The organism is Hymenobacter sp. 15J16-1T3B (genome assembly GCF_020711235.1).
In the GTDB taxonomy this organism is placed as follows: Bacteria; Bacteroidota; Bacteroidia; order Cytophagales; family Hymenobacteraceae; genus Solirubrum.
Genome location: NZ_JAJFAV010000013.1, coordinates 143,502 through 161,475 on the forward strand (window position 1 = coordinate 143,502; position 17,974 = coordinate 161,475).

20 protein-coding genes are annotated in these 17,974 nt (G+C 66.1%); 11 read left to right on the top strand and 9 right to left on the bottom strand.

Annotation, left to right across the window (positions count from 1 at the left end):
• Positions 1-63: 63 nt before the first annotated feature.
• Positions 64-300 (bottom strand): hypothetical protein, encoded by a 237-nt coding sequence (locus LJ737_RS20120; protein ID WP_227768549.1) that lies wholly within the window; start codon positions 298-300, stop codon positions 64-66.
• 151 nt (positions 301-451) lie between these two features.
• Positions 452-733, bottom strand: coding sequence for a hypothetical protein (locus LJ737_RS20125; RefSeq protein WP_227768550.1), 282 nt, complete (start codon positions 731-733; stop codon positions 452-454).
• 258 nt (positions 734-991) lie between these two features.
• On the opposite strand from LJ737_RS20125, the gene egtB reads away from it, so the two are divergent.
• Both egtB and egtD read left to right on the top strand, forming a co-directional pair.
• Entirely contained in the window at positions 992-2,320 is a 1,329-nt protein-coding gene (gene egtB / locus LJ737_RS20130; RefSeq protein ID WP_227768551.1) for an ergothioneine biosynthesis protein EgtB, read from the top strand.
• A 71-nt stretch (positions 2,321-2,391) separates the two neighbouring features.
• Positions 2,392-3,435 (top strand): L-histidine N(alpha)-methyltransferase, encoded by a 1,044-nt coding sequence (egtD, locus tag LJ737_RS20135; RefSeq protein WP_227768552.1) that lies wholly within the window; start codon positions 2,392-2,394, stop codon positions 3,433-3,435.
• 85 nt (positions 3,436-3,520) lie between these two features.
• On the opposite strand, the gene LJ737_RS20140 is transcribed toward egtD, so the two are convergent.
• Complete coding sequence (locus LJ737_RS20140) at positions 3,521-4,117, bottom strand: hypothetical protein (RefSeq protein WP_227768553.1); 597 nt, start codon at positions 4,115-4,117, stop codon at positions 3,521-3,523.
• Between the two features lie 403 nt (positions 4,118-4,520).
• On the opposite strand from LJ737_RS20140, the gene LJ737_RS20145 reads away from it, so the two are divergent.
• From LJ737_RS20145 to LJ737_RS20155, 3 genes are read left to right on the top strand one after another with little or no spacing between them, the layout of a single operon-like run.
• A complete protein-coding gene (locus LJ737_RS20145) occupies positions 4,521-5,894 on the top strand; it encodes an MATE family efflux transporter (protein WP_227768554.1) in 1,374 nt (457 codons plus the stop codon).
• 49 nt (positions 5,895-5,943) lie between these two features.
• Complete coding sequence (locus tag LJ737_RS20150; protein WP_227768555.1) at positions 5,944-6,564, top strand: DUF922 domain-containing protein; 621 nt, start codon at positions 5,944-5,946, stop codon at positions 6,562-6,564.
• Between the two features lie 34 nt (positions 6,565-6,598).
• Positions 6,599-6,949 (top strand): tRNA-binding protein, encoded by a 351-nt coding sequence (locus tag LJ737_RS20155; RefSeq protein WP_227768556.1) that lies wholly within the window; start codon positions 6,599-6,601, stop codon positions 6,947-6,949.
• A gap of 88 nt (positions 6,950-7,037) precedes the next feature.
• Here the strand turns inward: LJ737_RS20155 and LJ737_RS20160 are convergent, their stop codons facing one another.
• Entirely contained in the window at positions 7,038-7,406 is a 369-nt protein-coding gene (locus LJ737_RS20160) for a DUF4296 domain-containing protein (RefSeq protein WP_227768557.1), read from the bottom strand.
• 50 nt (positions 7,407-7,456) lie between these two features.
• Between LJ737_RS20160 and LJ737_RS20165 the strand changes: the two genes are divergently transcribed.
• The 5 genes from LJ737_RS20165 to LJ737_RS20185 all read left to right on the top strand — a co-directional run bounded on the left by LJ737_RS20165 (position 7,457) and on the right by LJ737_RS20185 (position 11,888).
• Complete coding sequence (locus LJ737_RS20165) at positions 7,457-8,377, top strand: DUF58 domain-containing protein (protein WP_227768558.1); 921 nt, start codon at positions 7,457-7,459, stop codon at positions 8,375-8,377.
• Positions 8,374-9,363 carry a hypothetical protein gene (locus tag LJ737_RS20170; protein WP_227768559.1) on the top strand — a complete coding sequence of 330 codons (990 nt, stop codon included), beginning with the start codon at positions 8,374-8,376 and terminating at the stop codon, positions 9,361-9,363. Before LJ737_RS20165 ends, LJ737_RS20170 begins: the two co-directional genes overlap by 4 nt.
• A gap of 294 nt (positions 9,364-9,657) precedes the next feature.
• Positions 9,658-10,707, top strand: coding sequence for a VWA domain-containing protein (locus tag LJ737_RS20175; protein WP_227768560.1), 1,050 nt, complete (start codon positions 9,658-9,660; stop codon positions 10,705-10,707).
• 56 nt (positions 10,708-10,763) lie between these two features.
• Complete coding sequence (locus tag LJ737_RS20180) at positions 10,764-11,438, top strand: YggS family pyridoxal phosphate-dependent enzyme (RefSeq protein ID WP_227768561.1); 675 nt, start codon at positions 10,764-10,766, stop codon at positions 11,436-11,438.
• A gap of 48 nt (positions 11,439-11,486) precedes the next feature.
• Complete coding sequence (locus LJ737_RS20185; RefSeq protein ID WP_227768562.1) at positions 11,487-11,888, top strand: DUF423 domain-containing protein; 402 nt, start codon at positions 11,487-11,489, stop codon at positions 11,886-11,888.
• A 128-nt stretch (positions 11,889-12,016) separates the two neighbouring features.
• Here the strand turns inward: LJ737_RS20185 and LJ737_RS20190 are convergent, their stop codons facing one another.
• The 5 genes from LJ737_RS20190 to LJ737_RS20210 all read right to left on the bottom strand — a co-directional run bounded on the left by LJ737_RS20190 (position 12,017) and on the right by LJ737_RS20210 (position 15,245).
• Positions 12,017-12,529, bottom strand: a complete 513-nt coding sequence (locus tag LJ737_RS20190) for a DUF1573 domain-containing protein (RefSeq protein WP_317206665.1) — start codon at positions 12,527-12,529, stop codon at positions 12,017-12,019.
• Positions 12,530-12,626: 97 nt separating this feature from the next.
• Positions 12,627-12,893, bottom strand: coding sequence for a hypothetical protein (locus tag LJ737_RS20195; protein WP_227768563.1), 267 nt, complete (start codon positions 12,891-12,893; stop codon positions 12,627-12,629).
• Between the two features lie 51 nt (positions 12,894-12,944).
• Positions 12,945-14,390, bottom strand: a complete 1,446-nt coding sequence (locus tag LJ737_RS20200; protein ID WP_227768564.1) for an ATP-dependent DNA helicase — start codon at positions 14,388-14,390, stop codon at positions 12,945-12,947.
• Between the two features lie 34 nt (positions 14,391-14,424).
• The gene (locus LJ737_RS20205; RefSeq protein ID WP_227768565.1) at positions 14,425-14,958 is read right to left on the bottom strand and encodes a hypothetical protein; all 534 of its coding nucleotides are present in this window, start codon (positions 14,956-14,958) and stop codon (positions 14,425-14,427) included.
• An 8-nt stretch (positions 14,959-14,966) separates the two neighbouring features.
• On the bottom strand, positions 14,967-15,245 hold the full coding sequence (locus LJ737_RS20210; protein WP_227768566.1) for a hypothetical protein: 279 nt from the start codon (positions 15,243-15,245) through the stop codon (positions 14,967-14,969).
• 255 nt (positions 15,246-15,500) lie between these two features.
• On the opposite strand from LJ737_RS20210, the gene galB reads away from it, so the two are divergent.
• Positions 15,501-17,972, top strand: coding sequence for a beta-galactosidase GalB (galB, locus tag LJ737_RS20215; RefSeq protein WP_227768567.1), 2,472 nt, complete (start codon positions 15,501-15,503; stop codon positions 17,970-17,972).
• Positions 17,973-17,974 lie beyond the last annotated feature (2 nt).

The window sequence follows — 17,974 nt, forward strand, 5'->3', positions numbered from 1 at the left end:
GCGCCGCGCGCCGCTGGCCCGTACGGGCCCGGCGCGCGGCGCATCCAGGGGCGGCGGTGGGCTTTAGTCCTGCACCGGGCCGGTGCTGGCTTCGGGGCTGCGGCCGATGGGCGAGCCGAGGCTTTCCTCGGAAATGTCCAGCGGTTCGCCGCGCTGCTTTTTCTCGCGCTCCAGCGCGTCCACCAGGGCGTCGTCGACGCGGCTGCTCATGCCGCTGCTGCTCTGGCTGCCGGGCTCGTTGGCGCGGTTGATTTCGGCGTCGGGCCGGGGTTGGTCGGCTTGATTCGGGTGCTCGGTCATGGCGGCAAAAGGGTTTGGGTGAGAGGAAGTGGAACTTGCCCCGCATACGCCAAAGGCGGGGGGCTCGGTTGCAAAACCGCCCCGGCTTGCGCGGCAAACCGGGGCGGCAAGCGCCATTACAATCAGCGCGTTGTCATCTACCAGCTACTCGTTATTCGTCGCTGGCGTCGGACTGCACGCGGCTTTCCCCGCGCTTGTCGGTGGGCGCCGTGCCCATGCCCTTGGCCTGGTCGCGGTTCAGGGCGGCGGTGCTGCTGTCTTCGGCTTCGTGGCGCTGGCTCGGAATGCCCGACACCCCGCTGTGCACCGAGCGGTTGCCCTCGATGGAACCCGCGTGCTGGGCTTTTTCCGAGGACTGGTCGCTGCGCTGGTTGCCTTGGTTCTGGGAGGCGTTCGGGTCGTTCTGGCTGCGTTGGCTTTGCTGATTCGACATGGGTGAAAACGGGTTTAGGTGAGGGGAATGCGTCGCCGCCCGGAGGGCCAATGGCCGCGGGCGGCGGCAGGCGGCTTGCTGGGTTTACGCCCCCCGGGCGCCGCGGTTTGCGTAGCCAGTCGATTTTTAGCGCTGATTTGCGCAAGCTCAACCATATTACCGCTCAGTTATTTAATCAGAATTTCTGCCCGGCGGCCTAGCCAAAGTTGCCGCTCGGCGGTTAATTCCCGTACCTACCCGTTCCAGTCCCTGCCGCCTATGTCTTCCCCTGCTGTGCTGGCCCCCGCGCCCGCCGCGGCTCCGGCCGCCGCTACTTTCGCCGCCCGCTTCGCCGCCGTGCGCGCCCAGACCGAAGCGCTTTGTCGCCCGCTGCTGCCCGAGGATACCGTGGTGCAGCCCGTCATCGACGTGAGCCCGCCCAAGTGGCACCTGGCCCACACGACTTGGTTTTTCGAAACCTTCATGCTGCAGGCCCACCTGCCGGGCTACGAGCTGTTTCACCCGCAGTACGCCTACCTCTTCAACTCCTACTACAACTCGCTCGGCTCGCGCGTGAACCGGGCCGACCGCGGCACCCTCTCGCGCCCGGCCTTGGCCGACGTGTACCGCTACCGCGCCTACGTGGACGAGCACATGCAGCGCCTGCTGGCTTCGGCCGAAGCGGAGGCGCCGTTTGCCGAGGTGCTGGAGCTGGGCCTGCAACACGAGCAGCAGCACCAGGAGCTGCTGGTCACCGACATCAAGTACATCCTGAGCACCAACCCGCTGGCCCCTTCCTACTTCGGCCCCGAGCAAGCCGCGCCGCAGCCCCGGCCCGCCCTGCCGCCGGCCAGCTGGCTGCCGGTGCCCGGGGGCGTGGCGCCCGTAGGCTTTCAGCCCGACGCGGGGGATGCGCCCGGCTTCTGCTTCGACAACGAGCTGCCGGTGCACCAAACCTACGTGGCGCCCTTCGAGCTGCAAAACCGCCTCGTGACCAACGCCGAGTACCTCGCCTTCGTGGAGGCCGGTGGCTACCAGGACTTCCGCTACTGGCTGGGGGAAGGCTGGGAGCTGGTGCAGACGGCCGGCTGGCAGGCGCCCCTGTACTGGGTGCGCCCCGCGGCCCCGGGCGCGGCCTGGCAACGCTTTACCCACCACGGCCTGCAGCCCCTCGACCCGGCCGCGCCCGTCACGCACCTGAGCTTTTACGAAGCCGACGCCTACGCCCACTGGGCCGGCGCCCGCCTGCCCACCGAGCAGGAATGGGAGGTGGCCGCCCGCCACTTCGGGGCCGAAGCCAGCGGCGGCAACTTCGTGGAAAGCCGCCGCTACGACCCCGCCCCGCTGCCCGCCGACGCCGACCCCGCCCGCTGCCACCAGCTGCTCGGCGACTGTTGGGAGTGGACGTACTCGGCCTACCACCCCTACCCCGGCTACCAGAAAGCGGCCGGCGCCCTGGGCGAGTACAACGGCAAGTTTATGGTGAACCAGCTGGTGCTGCGCGGGGGCTCCTGCGCCACGCCCGCCAGCCACATCCGCCTGAGCTACCGCAACTTCTTCCACGCCGACAAGCGCTGGCAGTTTACCGGCATCCGCCTGGCGCGGTAGGTTTTTCGTTGTTTGCCTTTCGTTTTTCGACGCTGGTTTCTCCCACCGGCCCCGACATTCTTTCTTGCCCAATGGCTCTTTCCCTACCCGACCAACCCACTGCCTCGCTTTCCGAACTTTCCACCGGCTCGGCCCCGTCGGACCCGAACAACGACCTACGCCCTACCAACGCCGAACTGGCCGCGCACGTGCTGGCCGGCCTGACGCGGCAGCCGCGCGCCCTCTCGTCCATGTATTTCTACGACGCGGTGGGCAGTGAGCTGTTCCAGCAGATCATGGCCTTGCCGGAATATTACCCCACGCGCACCGAATTTGCGCTGCTGACCCGGCACCGCGCCGCCATTGCCGCCGCCCTCACTTCCGCCGACGGGCAGCCGCTACACCTGCTGGAACTGGGCGCCGGCGACGGGCTCAAAACCAAAATTCTGCTGCGTGAGCTGCTGGCAGCCGGCACCGATTTCGCCTACGCCCCGGTCGATATTTCGCCGACGGCTCTGGAGGGGCTGGCCACTAGCCTGCGCGCCGAGCTGCCCGCGCTGCGCGTGGAGCCGCTGGTGGCCGAGTACACCGCCGCCCTGGCCGGCTTGCGCGGGCAGCCGGGCCGTAAGGCCGTGCTTTTTCTGGGCTCCAACATCGGCAACTTCCTGCCCGAAGCCCGGCAGCAGTTTCTCGCGGCCCTGGCCGCCCAGCTCGGGCCCGATGACCGCCTGCTCGTCGGCTTCGACCTGCGCAAGGACCCGCGTCAGATCCGGGCGGCCTACGACGACGCGCAAGGCGTCACGGCGGCCTTCAACCTGAACCTGCTCACCCGCCTCAACCGCGAGCTGCAGGCCGATTTTGACCTCGCGGCCTGGGAACATTTCGCCGATTACGACCCGCTGACCGGGGCCATGCGCTCTTTCCTGGTCAGCCGCCAAGCCCAGCACGTGCGCATCGGGGCGCTGGAGCGCACGTTTACGTTCGAGGCCTGGGAAGCCATTCACACCGAAAACTCCTACAAGTTTACCCTGCCGCAAATCGAGGCCCTGGCCGCCGACGCGGGCCTGCGGGTACTCACCGCTTTCCAGGACGAGCAGCAGTGGTTTGCCGACGTGCTGCTGGCCCCGCTACGCTGAAGCGGCCCCGGCGCCGGCGGCTTCGGACCGAAGCGCCGGCCCCAGGACCGCCCGTTTTACCTTGAGGTGTGTCGTTGCGCGTGACTTAGTACCGCCCGACGGTCGTGGAAATAGCTTCGTAGTAACCGCGCAGCAGGGTGTAGCCGTCGGCATTCAGGCTGCCCGTTGAGGTCAGGTACACGTAGTTGCCGGCCGAATCCTTGGCCTCCCACAAGTTGCTGATGCTGGCCAAGTAGCCGGTAATCTGGTTGTACTTGCGGGTGTCGGAGTTGATCAGCACCTCGTAGTACGTGTCGAGCACCACGGGTTTGCCCCCGCCCCAGCCCACGGGCAGCATGGTGAAGGAAAACGTATCCGGGGTGTGCACCAGCGTCCACACGTCGAACGTAAACGGCGTGGATTCGAGGAAGCTCGCATCAGTGCGGCTGAGTCCGCCGCCTACTTGCTCCAGGGAGGTGACCACCCGCAGCGTGTTCACGCTGCTGAACGTGTTGGCGCGCAGCGTGGCCGTGAAGGGCTTTGAGTCGTAGGTCCCGGTGACGCGGATTTCTATGCCGCGGTCTTTGCTCACGCCCTCTTGGGCGGTGGTGATGCTTGGCTCGGGCACCACTGCTGCTTTTTCGCACCCGGTGGCCAGCAACAAGCTGCCTATTATCAGCACGAGGTAGGGAAATTTTTTCATGACGCTGAAATTTTTAAATGGGTAAGACACCCTAACAAATTCCACTTTTTAAACATGAATTATTAATAATTCTAAGGGTATTTTATCAAAGCTTACATCAACTTTAATTATTGACATTCAAATCATTAACAATATCAAAAACCAAATATCAGCGTGCTTATACCTGCATAAGCCCGACCATTAACAGCCGCCTTACAATTGATTATTTATTTGTTCCACTAATAATTCAAGCGTATTATTGACGTCAATTGAATCGATAGCCGAATAAATAATTACTGTTGGGTTGCTGTTTATTCCTAGCAACTTGCCTGTGTGCAGCACCCCGGTGGGCCACGACACGGGGATATCGGCGCCCGCCCCCTGGGCCGGTTGCGCTACCTTTGCGGCCTTTCCTGCTTTGCTTATGGCCCTGGCCGACCTCCGTCCGCATTTTCGTCCTACCATACTGCTGGCCTACCCGGTGGTGCTGAGCCAGCTCGGCCACGTGCTGGTCAACGTGGTCGACAGCGTGGTGGTGGGCCACACCGGCACCGTGCCGCTGGCGGCCGTGTCGCTCGGGGTAAGCGTGGTCACGGTGCTGATGGTACTGGGCCTCGGCCTCTCCATGGGCATCACGCCGCTGGTAGCAGCCGCCGACGGGCAGCGCGACGTGCCGCGCATCGGGCAGCTGCTGGTGGGCGGGGTGCTGCAGTGCGCGGTGGCTGGCGTGTTGCTGGCGGCGGCGGGCTGGGCGCTGGTGCCGCTGCTGCGCTATTTGCACCAACCGCCGGCCGTAGTGGCCCTGGCCGTTCCCTGGATCCGGGTGATGCTGCTGTCGCTGATTCCGCTGATGGTGTTTCAGGGCTTTCGGCAGTTTGCCGAAGGCCTGGGGCTGACGCGGCAGGCCATGCAGCTCTCCATTCTGGCCAACGTCGTCAACGGCGTGCTGTGCTACGCCCTGGTGTACGGCCAGCTGGGCGCCCCGCACCTGGGCATGATGGGCGCTGCCTGGGCCACGCTGGCGGCCCGCACGCTGATGGCCCTGCTAATGGCCGGCTACGTGCTGCGCGCCCCGCGCCTGCAGCCCTACCGCGACGCCGTCGGCCGCTGGCGCTTCGACGCGGACACGCAGCGGCGCCTGCTCGCGCTGAGCTTGCCCATCGGGGCCCAAATGGTGTTTGAGGTCGGCGCGTTCAGCGTATCGGCCATCATGGCGGGCTGGCTGGGTGCCACCGTGCAGGCGGCCCACCAGATTGCCATCAACGTGGCCTCGGTCACTTACATGGCTGCCAGCGGCATCAGCACGGCGGCCACCATCCGGGTGGGCCGGCAGCGCGGACTCGGCGACGCCGCGGGCGCCCGCCGGGCCGGCTACGCGGCCTACATCCTCACGTTCGGCTTTATGGCCAGCATGGGCCTGCTGTTGGTGCTGGGGCGGCACGTTATTCCGCAGCTCTACAACACCGACCCGGGCGTGGTGGCCCAAGCCGCTACGCTGCTGCTCATTGCGGCCCTGTTTCAGGTTTCCGACGGCTTGCAGGTGGTGGGCCTGGGGGCCTTGCGCGGGCTGGAAGACGTAAAAATCCCGTCCTTGGTGGCGCTGGTTTCCTACTGGGTGCTGGCCTTGCCGCTGAGCTACGCCCTGGGCTTCGGCCTGGGCTGGGGCGCGGCGGGCGTGTGGGTGGGGCTGCTGGCGGGGCTTTCCGCGGTAGCCTTAGTGCTGCTGCGGCGGTTCGGGCGCGAAACCTTTTACCCGGGCCTGCCCGGCCCCGAGCAATTGAACGAAACGGCGGGGTAGCGGCGTTGAAGCAGCGGGTTACGTAGTTTTGCTTTTCCTGGTTGCACTTATGCTAGATTTTCTGCTCCTGCCCTTGTTCTTGCGCGTGCTGCCGTTCGCGGCCCCGGTACCGGCCCCACGCCCGGCCCTCGTCCGCCAAACGCCCGCGCCGGCCAAGGAACTGCTGGCGTGGTCGGCCAGCCGGCCGCTGACCTGGGCCGACTTCAAGGGCCGGCCCAACACCGCCGACCCGCTGCACGCGCTGACCACGGCCAACATCGGGGCGCAGATCGGCTGCCAGGACTACGTGTTTTCGGCCAACGTGCTGGCCACCTTCACGCCGTCCGAATCGTGGGTGAAGTCGCCGCACACCGAATCGGTGGCCCTGCTGCACCACGAGCAGGTGCACTTCGACCTGACGGAAGTGCACGCCCGGCAGTTGCGCCAAAAGCTCAAGACGCTCAAGTTCGACTGCGAGCATCTGCAGCCGGCTTTCAACAACGTGATGAAGGTGGCCATTGCCAACTGGCAGCGCGAGCAACAGCGCTACGACGTGGACACCAACCACGGCCTGAACTTGATCAAGCAGAAAACCTGGGACGACCAGGTGCTGCAGCGCCTGACCGCGCTGCAGGCCTACGCCGCCCCGGCACCAGCCGCCCCGGGCACGGCCTCGTCGTCGGGCCAGTAGCCTGGCACAAGGCCGGAGCGCGTAATTTGCGCCCATGCCTGACCCTACCGCCCCCATCACCTGGGCCGACTTTGAGCGCGTGGACCTGCGCGTGGGCACCATCGTGGATGCCCAGCCCTTTCCGGAAGCCCGCAAGCCGGCCATTCGCCTCCTCATCGACCTCGGCCCGGAGCTGGGGCTAAAGAAATCCAGCGCCCAGCTTACCGCCCTTTACACGCCCGAAACCCTGCTGGGCCGGCAGGTGCTGTGCGTGGTCAACTTTCCGCCCCGCCAGATCGGGCCCATGCGCTCCGAAGTGCTGGTGACGGGCGCCGCCGACGCCGAGGGCCGCATTGTGCTGGCCTCGTTTGCCGGACCGCTGCCCAACGGCAGCCGGCTCATATAAGCCCCCACGACCAACGGCCGCCGACGGCTTCCGAAATCAGCTCGGAGCGTCGGCGGCCGTTGCGCGGTTCAGCTCGGGACGGGAGGCGTTACCAGGTTTTAATCGGGGTGCCGCCGTTTTGCCGGGCCTGAATGCTGTCGACCACGGTGGTGTAAATTTCTTCCAGGTCTTTGCCGTGCGTGGCGTAGTAGCGCATGCTTTCCCGGAAAGCTTCTTCGTTGGTGTCGTGGCGCCAGTACACCTGTTTGACCTGTTCGCGGTAAAGCACCCGGGCTGAATCGTGGGGCAGGCGCGAGGCCTCTACCCGCGCCTCGGTCACGTGCAGGTCGACGAGCAGGCTGACCAGCTGCGGGCGGGGCAGTAGCTTGGCGGGGGGCACTTGTTCTTCGGGCCGCTCGCACTGACTCAGCAGCACGGGCGCCAGGGCCAGCAGGACGGTACGCAGCAGGTTCTTCACCCGGCAAAAATAGCACTTGCCCGCCGTACCGTTATTTTAGCCGCCCCGCCATGTCCACTTCCGCCCCCGACACCTCGCTTCAGGCCATTCTGCGCCGCCTGCGCCAGCTCGAAATCCGCATCCGCAAGGTGGTGGACGCGCAGCTGCAGGGCGACTTTCACTCCGTGTTCAAGGGCACCGGGCTGGAATTCGACGACGTGCGCCAGTACCAGTACGGCGACGAAGTGCGCGCCATCGACTGGGCCGTATCGGCCAAGGGCCACGGTACCTTCGTGAAAACCTACAAGGAGGAGCGCGAACAATCGGTGGTGCTGCTGCTCGACGTGAGCCGCTCCCAGCAGGTGGGCGCCGAGGGCCGGCGCAAACTCGACGTGGCCCGCGAAATCTGCGGCATCCTAGCGTTGTCGGCCGCCCGGCAAGACGCGCAGCTCGGCGTGCTGGCGTTTTCCGACCAGAAAGAGCTGTACCTGCCCGCCGGCAAGGGCTTGCGCCACGCCTATGCCCTGATCAAGGCCATTTTCGGGCTGCAGCCCCAGAGCGCGGGCACCAACGTGGCGGCCGGCATCCGGCAGGCCCTGGGCCTGCTCAAGCGCCGCAGCCTAGTGCTGCTGCTCTCCGACTTCATCGACACCGACTACGAGCGGGAGCTGACCATGCTGGCCCGCAAGCACGACCTCATCGTGGTGCAGCTGCTCGACCGCCGCGAGCAGGAATTTCCGCCCCTGGGCATTGTGCCCCTACGCGACCAGGAAACCGGCCGCACCGTGTGGGTGAACACCTCCTCCAAGGCTTGGCGGGCCCGCTACCGCGCCACCTATGAGCAAAACCGGGAGCAAATTGGGCAGATCTGCCGCCGCCACCGCACGTCTTTCCTCAGCATTGCTACCGACGTGGACTACCTGCCGCAACTGGTGAGCCTGTTTCGTTTGCGCCAGCGCCGCGGCGCCCAACCCCAATCCCCCGCCGCGTGAGCCAGCTCCTGCCCTCTTTGCGCTGGCCGGCGCTGCTGGCCGCGGGCCTGCTGGGCTGGCCGGCTGCGGCGGGCACGGGCCAGGCGCCCGGGCAAGCCCCAGCAGCCGGAACCGCGGTGGCCGATTCGTTGCCCCTGGGCCGCTTCGTGCGCCCCGCCGTGCGCGTGGGCGAGCTGGTGGAGTACGAGCTGACGTTTCGCCACGCACCGGGTCTGAACGTGATTTTTCCCGACTCGACGGCCGAATTCAAGCCCTTTGAGTACGTGCACCGCCGCTACTGGCCCACGCGCACGCGCCAGGGCCTCAGCCTCGACCGCTGCCGCTACGTGCTGCGCACGTTCGCCCTCGACTCGGTGCAGGCGCTGCGCCTGCCCGTGACGGTGCTGCGCGGCCGCGACTCGGTGCTGGTGTACGGCCCGGCGGCCGCCGTGCGGCTGGTGCGCACCGCCCCGCGCCTGGCCCCCGACGAGGCGCTGCCGCCGCTGCGCCAAGCCACCGCGCTGCTGCCCTTGGAGGAACGCATCAACTACCCGTACTGGCTGGCCGGGGCGGCGGCCGTGCTGGTGCTGGCCGGCGTGGTGTGGTGGACGTTTGGGCGCAACCTCCGCCAGCGCTACCGCCGCTACCGCACGGCCCGCAACCACGTGTACTTTTTGGCCCAGTACGCCCGCCACCTGGAGCGCTTTCAGCTCAGCCGCTCCCTGGCCAACATGGAGCGGGCCATTACGCTCTGGAAAAACTACTTGGCCCGCCTCGAAGGCAACTCCCTGAACACGCTCACCACCAAGGAAATCGTGGCGCACTACGGCGGCGACGCCGACGTGGCCACCGCCCTGCGCCTGGCCGACCGCGTCATCTACGGCAACCAGCAGCCCGACGAAGCCGCCGAGCAAACCGACCACGCCCTCGACGCGCTGCGCCGTTTCGCCGACCGCCGCTACGCCCTGGTGCGCGCCGCCCAGAAGGGCCAGGGCGTGCGGGTGTAAGGTTATAGCTAGATATAACGGGCAAAGGCGTCGTGTCGAGCTGGTTGATACCTCCCGCGGGCGGACGTTGAACGACAAGCGCAGCACGTCATGCCGAGGCAGCTGAGGCAGCTCGCGGGCTGACGTACGAGGGCAATCAGCCTGAGGAAAGAAAGTTACTAACCGGCGTGATGTCTCGGCTGCGCTTGACCTGACGGCCGTGTTGCGGTTGCTTTTCTCGCGCAAACCCGCCCTCTCCTACCCGCACAAGCTCCCCGTCTCCCACCCTGCCCCGCTGCCTATCTTTGCGCCCGCATGAACCATTTCTGGCAGCAATTCCTGGCTCCCGTCTTCGACGGGCTGCGCTACAGCACTCTGGCGGGCTACACCTGGGCCTACCCGCGGCTGCTCCTGCTGCTGCCGGCCGTGGTGCTGCTGTTTTTGCTGCGCGAAGGGCTGGCCCAGCGCCGCCGCGCCAAGCTGGGCGTGGCCTTCGTGCGCGGGCAGGCGCGGGCCCACTGGAGCGCCCTGCTGCGCTTTTTGCCCGACGTGGTGCTGGGGCTGAGCCTGATGATGGGCGTGCTGGCCCTGGCCCGCCCCCAGCGCACCGACGAGCGGGTGGAGCAGTCGGGCCGCGGCATCGACATTGTGCTGGCCGTCGACGTATCGGCTTCCATGGAGCTACAGGACCTGCAGCCCAACCGCCTCGAAGCCGCCAAGCGCGTGGCCCGGGCCTTCGTGCAAGGCCGCCGCGGCGACCGGATCGGCCTGGTGGCCTTTGCCGGCGACGCCTACTCCGTGCTGCCCCTTACCACCGACTACGAGCTGCTGCAGGAGGAGCTGCAGAACCTGCGCCTGGGGCTGATTCCGACCGACGGCACAGCCATCGGCACGGCGCTGGGCGTGGCCACCAACCGCCTGCGCGCCGCCCCCGGCCGCTCCCGCGTCTGCATTTTGCTTTCCGACGGCGAAAACACCGCCGGTGCCCTCGACCCGCTCACGGCCGCCCAACTGGCCCACTCCTTCGGGCTGAAGCTCTACACCATCGGGCTGGGCAAGGACGGGCGCGTGCCCTACGGCAAGGACGAGCTGGGCCGCCCGCGCTACGTGGAAACCCGCCTCGACGAGACGACCATGCGCCAGATTGCCAGCGCCGGCGAGGGGCAGTTTTTCCGCGCTACCGACAACTCGGCCCTGCAACGCATTTTTGCCCGCATCAACCAGCTGGAGCAGTCCGAAATCAAGCTCACCCGCTACCGCAACACCCACGACTACTACCGCTACTACCTGTACTGGTGCGTGGGATTGTGGCTGCTGTGGCTGGGGCTGAAAAATACCTTCCTGGCCAACGCCATGGAAGATTAGCGGCGGCGCGGCGGCTAGCGGACTGGCGCGACGCAGCCGCTACCTTTGCGCGCACTATGTCCATTGCTTCTACCATTCAGGAATTTCAGCAGGAGCTGAGCGGCACCGGCTGCCGGCTGGTGGCCGTGTCAAAAACCCACCCCGTCGAGCTGATTCAGGAGGCCTACGACGCGGGGCAGCGCCTGTTCGGCGAAAACCGCGTGCAGGAACTCACCGCCAAGCAGCCGGCCCTGCCCGCCGACATCGAGTGGCACCTCATCGGGCACCTGCAGACCAACAAGGTCAAGTACGTAGCCCCGTTCGTGCACACCATCCAGAGCATCGACAGCCTGAAGCTGCTGCTGGAAATCGAGCGGCAGGCGGCCCGGGCCGGGCGCGTCATCCAGGGCCTGCTGCAGTTTCACATTGCCGAGGAAGAAACCAAGTTCGGCCTCTCGCTGGCCGAAGCCGAAGCCCTGTTGCAGGAAGCCCAGCCCCAGCTGCAGCACGTGCGCCTGGCCGGCGTGATGGGCATTGCCACCAACACCGCCGACGAGCCGCAGCTGCGGCAGGAGTTTCGGACGTTGCGCGGCTACTTCGACCACCTTAAGGCCCGCTACTTCGCCGCTGACGCCGGCTTTCGCGAAATTTCCATGGGCATGAGCGGCGACTACCGCCTGGCCATCGAGGAAGGCAGCACGCTCATTCGCGTGGGCAGCGCCATCTTCGGCCACCGCGCCTACCCGGCCTGAGGCCCTGGACTCTTCACCCCTTCACCCGTTCATTACTTCACCTCTGACATGACCGCCCGACTCATCTTACTCGCAGCCGCGGCCTTCGGCACCCTAGGCGTCGCGCTGGGCGCTTTCGGGGCCCACGGCTACAAGCGCTACCTCGAAGCCGCCATGAGCGCCGCCGACGCGGCCACCCGCCTGGGCACCTACGAAACGGCCGTGCGCTACCAGTTTTACCACGCCCTGGCCCTGCTGGCCGTGGCCGTGCTGCGCATCCTGCGTCCCGAGCTGCCCTGGCTGGGCACGGTGGCCTGGCTGTTCGTGGGCGGCATCGTGCTCTTCAGCGGCTCGCTCTACCTGCTCAGCTTCACCGGCATCCGCTGGTTCGGCCCCATCACGCCCATCGGCGGGGTGCTCTTCCTTGCCGGCTGGGGGCTGCTGTTTGCCGCTGCCCTGCGCCTCTCATAAGCCGCGGACTCTGGTAAGCCACTTGTAGTCCGCCTACTCCGCCAGCGTAGCGCGGCCCAACAAACAAACGGCCCGGTCAGCAGCTGCTGGCCGGGCCGTTTGGGGTTTATCAGCGCCGAAGCGGCCGATTAGGACTTCTTGTCCTTGGCTTTCATTTTCATGTCGCCGTCCTTGGCCTTCATTTTGGAGTCGGCGGCGGCATCGGTAGCGGCCGGAGCAGCGGCCGGGTCGAGCACCTCGCCCACCAGCGACACCATGCTGCTGCCAGCGGCGGCGTTCGACTCGATGGTCAGCACTTTGTTCTGCATGCCCAGCTTGCCGGCCGAGTTGAACTTGGCCGTTACCGTACCCGATTTGCCGGGGGCAATGGGGTCTTTGCTCCAGTCCGGGGTGGTGCAGCCGCAGCTCACGCCGATGTTGGAAATGACCAGCGGGGCGTTGCCGGTGTTCTTGAACTTGAACACGTGCTCTACCACGTCGCCCTGCTTGATCTTGCCGAAATCGTACTTCGACTCGGCGAAGGTGATGGCCGGGCCGTTGGCTTTTTCTTTGGCATTGGCCGGCTGCGCGGCGGACGACTGGGCCTGAGCGGCAAAACCGGCCAGCGTGAGCGACAGCGCCAGTACAAGTGCTTTTTTCATGATTGCGGATGAAGTGTGAGAGGTGGTTAACAAATTTAAGCGTTTCGCGCCGCCGGCCAAGAATCGGGCCAACTAGGTGAAGACCAAGTGAACCAAGTTACCAGATTCGCACCAGTTTCTTGGTGCGCGGCTTCGGCCCGTAGCGCCGCGGGTCGGGGCAGTTCTCGTAGGCCTGCCGGTCCTGCCGGGAAAGCGGCAACGGCGCCACCGTGGCGGGAACCACCTGGTTGCGCAGCACCGAGGGCTGTGCCGCCCGCGAAGGCGCCACCGGCACGCCCAGGCGGTGCGGACGTCCGGGCAGGGTTTGGGCCCGCAGCCCGGCCGCGGCGGTCAGCAAGGCACTGAGCAAAATCAGTCGCAACATCAGCAGTTCAATCACCTGGGGTTCAGCGGCCCAACACCGCGGCCGGCGGAATCATTCCGCCGCGCCGTCGACCAGCTTGGCGTTGAAATTCAGCAGGAACAGCTTCTCCGAGGCCCGCGTCACGGCCGTGTACAGCCAGCGGGTGAATTCGGCATTGATCATGTCTTCCTTCAGAAAGCCGTGGTCGACGAACACCGCGGGCCACTGGCCGCCCTGGGCTTTGTGGCAGGTCAGGGCGTAGGCAAACTTCACCTGCAGCGCGTTCAGGTAGGGGTCGGCGCGCAGGGCGGCGGCCAGGTCCTTCTTGGTGGTGAGGTGGGCGTAATCAGCCTTCACGGCCTCGTAGAGGGCCTTGTTGCGGTCGGCAGGAAAGGCGGGGCTTTCCGTGTGCAGGGTGTCGAGCAGCAGGCGGGCCTCCAGCTCGGGCTCGTCGGGGTAGTCGACGAGGCGCAGGCGGGCGTCGGCGAAGCGGCAGCCGAACTCCTCGATGCGGCGCACGATTTTGGTGACTTCCACGAAGTCGCCGTTGGCCAGGAAGCCCGCCTCAGACTCGGCCGGCAGCCAGGTGTAGTTGTTGCGCACCACCATGAGGTAGTCGCCGGCCTCGATTTCCTCTTCCGCGTCGAACAAGGTGCGCCGGATCAGCTGGTTGTACTGGTTGGCGTTCTTGTTGGAGCGGCAGATGATGGTGGTGTTTTCGTGGCCAAAATGGCGGTAGGCCCAGCGCAGGCCGTCTTCGAGCTTGTCGCCGCCCATCTTGTAGAGGTCGGGGTAGCCCTTGGTCACGAAATTGATGTGCGGGGTGGCCTCGGCCGAGCCGGGCGTCGCGTCCTGGGCGTGGCGCAGCTCCTCGCGCAGCTGGGTGGCGTTCATCAGAATGCCGGAGGACTCGGCCTGGCGCATCACTTGGCGCAGCTCGGCGTCGTCGACCCGGCAGCGGTACGAGGAGGCCAGCACGCCGGCGTCCAGCGCGGGGCTCAGGCTCTGGCCCACCGGCGGCAGCTGGGCCGTGTCGCCGATGAGCAACAGGCGGTTGGTGGTTTTCTCGAACACGTAGCCGAGCAAGTCGTCGAGCAGGGCGCTTTCGCCGAACGACTTCTCGTTGGAAATCATCGAGGCTTCGTCGACGATGAAGAGCGTTTCGCCGTTGCGGTTGGGCTGGCGGGTGAAAGCCATGCTGTCGGAGCCGCCCGACTTGCGGTAGATGCGCTTGTGAATGGTGCTGGCCGGCACGCCCGCGTACTGGCTCATCACCTTGGCGGCGCGGCCGGTGGGGGCCATCAACACGTACTTGCGGCCCATTTTGTCGAGCCACTTCACCAGGGCGCTGACCACGGTGGTTTTGCCGGTACCGGCGTAGCCGCGCAGCAGAAACACCTTGCGGCCGGGCAGTTGGTCTTTCAGAAAGCCGTCGAGCCGCCCGAACAAGTCGGCCTGGTCGGCCGTGGGTTCGTAGGGGAAATAGTGGCGGACGGAGGGTATGCGGGTTGTAAGCATTCGGGGGGCTGAACTCAGCTCTTAGAACAGCAAATTAGGCAGCCGGATTCGGTGCGCGGTAAACATATTTCTGCCAAAGCCGAAAACCCTGCTCCAGCACCCGGCGCAGCTTGGTACGTTCCTCCTTGCGCCACTGCTTGGCTTGCCGAGCCTGCACGAGCGAAATTCGCCAGAAGCCGGCGCAGTCGTAGAGCTTGTCGAACACTCGGTTGCGTACCGGACCGCGGCGGCTCCCTAAAAAGGCCGCCCCAGTTCCGCTGGCTAAGTCGTCGAACAGGTTCCAGACAGCTAAGCACTCGTTGCAAGGCACTTGTTTGGCCGGCTTTTCTAACCAAGCCCGCACCGAGTCAAAATTTATCAGTTCGGGCTGGTGCACCGCTAGTGATACACCTAAAAGCCCAGCCAGGACGGCTAATTCCGCCATGTTGTCGAAGCTTGGCACGCGGCCTTGCGGATCAGTCCACAGGCCTTCGTTTTCGGGCCGTTCCACCCACAACAGAAACCGGTCCCGCTGGTGCACCCGTACCCAGGCCGGGTAGTATTTCCAGGAGCGGGAATGTTCCAACATATCCATCGTTAATCGGGTTTGGGGCCAGGCGTGCGGCTGCTGGCCCATACGTGCAAGCCCAGCAACACGGTAGCCAGCACCGCGGCGGCCACGGTTTCGATCTGGCAGGCCCGCAAGTCGGCGCATAGGTCGCGGCCCGTCACGTCGGAAAGGCACTGGCCCGGGTCGCGGGTTTCGTATTTCAGGCTGACCATGGTGTTGACGATGCCAAAGCCCGTGACGCCGGCCGCCACGTACAGCAGCACCACAACCCATTTGGCCCAGCCCGAAGCCAACCACGTACGCATAAGCGGTTTGTAACTGATGAATGCGGCTTCGCCGCCGGCAAGCCCGCTCTTGCCGGCGGCGCGGCGTCAGTCTGGCGTCGCCCCTTCTTGGGGCCGCCCCGACCGGCCGCCGCGTGGCAAATAAACGCCAACCCGCGGCAGTTCGGGCGGCTTCTCTGCTGCTTCGCCTAGTTTTGTTTAGCTGACGGGCCCTGAACCCGGCCGGCGCCGTTGCTGCTTGTTTCGCCAGTAGAATTCCGACGCATCTTTCCTCCCATGACACATTTCACCACCCGGCTCGTCCTGACAGGCGCGGTAGCGGGCCTGCTGCTGCCCGCCGGGGCCGCCTGGGCCCAGCAGCCACGCCAGGAAGTGCTGCTGACCACCGACTGGAAATTCACCAAAGGCGACGTGCCCGCCGCCGCGCAGCCCGCTTTCAAGGACGCCAAGTGGCAAACCGTGCAGGTGCCCCACGACTGGGCCATCTACGGCCCGTTCAGCCCGCAGAACGACCTGCAAACGGTCAAAATCGAGCAGAACAACGAAAAGGAAGCCAAAACCAAGGCCGGGCGCACCGGCGGGCTACCCTTCATCGGCACGGGCTGGTACCGGCGCCAGCTGACGGTGCCCGGCTTCGGGGCCGGCAAGCGGGCGGTGCTGCTCTTCGACGGGGCCATGAGCGACGCCCACGTGTTCGTCAACGGCCGGGAAATGGGCGCCTGGCCCTACGGCTACAACTCCTTCGCCGTGGACATCACCGACGCGGTGCAGCCGGGCAAGGACAACGTGCTGGCCGTGCGCCTGCAGAATTTGCCGGAACAGTCGCGCTGGTACCCCGGCGCGGGCCTCTACCGCAACGTGCACCTCATTGTGACCAACGACGTGCACATCCCGGTGTGGGGCACCTACCTGACCACGCCCACCGTCACCGCCGACTACGCCAAAATCAAGCTGCGCACGCAGGTGGAGACGCCCGGCAACGCCTTTCAGCCCCTGCGCCTCGATACGGAAATCCGCGACGCGGCGGGCCAGGTCGTGGCCACGCTGAGCACCCCGCTCACGGCCACCGACGGGTTGGAATTCGAGCAGAACCTGGTGGTGCCCCGGCCGCGGCTGTGGTCACCCGAAACGCCCACGCTGTACTCGGCTACGTCCAAGCTCTACGCCGGCGAGGTGCTCAAGGACGAGTACCGGACCAGCTTCGGCGTCCGCACCATCAGCGTGGAAGCGGGCCGGGGCTTTGTGCTGAACGGGCAACCGCGCAAGTTCCGGGGGGTGTGCAACCACCACGACCTGGGCCCGCTTGGGGCGGCTGTCAACACCGCTGCCCTGCGCCGGCAGCTGGTGCTGCTCAAGGACCTGGGCTGCGACGCCATTCGGACCACCCACAACATGCCCGCGCCCGAGCTGGTGCAGCTCTGCGACGAAATGGGCTTTATGCTGATGGTGGAGCCCTTCGACGAGTGGAAAACGCCCAAGGTTAAGAACGGCTACAGCCGCCTGTTCGACGAGTGGGCCGAGAAGGACATCGTCAACATGGTGCGCCACTACCGCAACAACCCCTCGGTGGTGATGTGGAGCATCGGCAACGAGGTGCCCGACCAGTGGGCGCCGGGCGGCTCGAAGCTGGCCAAGCGCCTGCAGGATGTTGTGCACCGCGAAGACCCTACCCGCCCCGTCACGGCCGGCATGGACCAGTTCGACGCGGCCGTAAACAACGGTTTTGCGGCCCTGCTCGACGTGCCGGGCTTCAACTACAAGCCTCACCGCTACCCCGAAGCCTACACCAAGCTGCCGCAGGGCCTGATTCTGGGCACCGAAACGGCCTCCACGGTGAGCAGCCGCGGCGTGTACAAGTTTCCGGTGGAAAAGGCCAAGGATAAGCGCTACCCCGACAACCAGTCCTCGTCGTACGACCTGGAGGCTAGCAACTGGTCGCAGACGCCGGACGAGGAATTTGCCGCCCAGGACGACTTGCCCTACACCCTGGGCGAGTTCGTGTGGACCGGCTTCGACTACCTCGGGGAGCCGTGGCCCTACGACGAAAGCTGGCCCTCGCACAGTTCCTACTTTGGCATTCTGGACCTGGCCGGGCTGCCCAAGGACCGGTTTTACCTCTACCGGGCCCGCTGGAACCCCGCCCAGCCCACGCTGCACCTGCTGCCCCACTGGACCTGGCCCGGCCGGGAAGGCCAGCCCACGCCCGTCTTCGCCTACACGAATTATCCCTCGGCCGAGCTGTTTGTCAACGGCGTGAGCCAGGGCCGGCAGACCAAAGGCCCTTCTGACCAGCCCCAAACGCGCTACCGCCTGATATGGAACGACGTGAAGTACCAGCCCGGCAGCATCAAGGTGGTGGCCTACGACGCCCAGGGCAAGGCCGTGGCCGAAGAGGAAGTGCGCACCGCCGGCCAGCCTCACCACCTCAAGCTCGTGGCCGACCGCCGCACGCTCCGCGCCGACGGGCAGGACCTGGCCTTCGTAACCGTGCGGGTGGAAGACGCCCAGGGCAACCTCTGCCCCGACGCCGCCCCCGCGCTGCAGTTCAAGGTGCAGGGCGCGGGCCGCTTCCGGGCCGTGGCCAATGGCGACCCGACCAACCTGGAGCTGTTTCACCAGCCGCGCATGCACGCCTTCCACGGGCAGCTGGTGGTCATCGTGCAGGCCGACGGCAAGGCCGGCACGGCGCAGCTACAGGTAACCGGCAACGGCCTGCCGGCGGCCACGCTGCCGCTGCAAACGCAATAAGC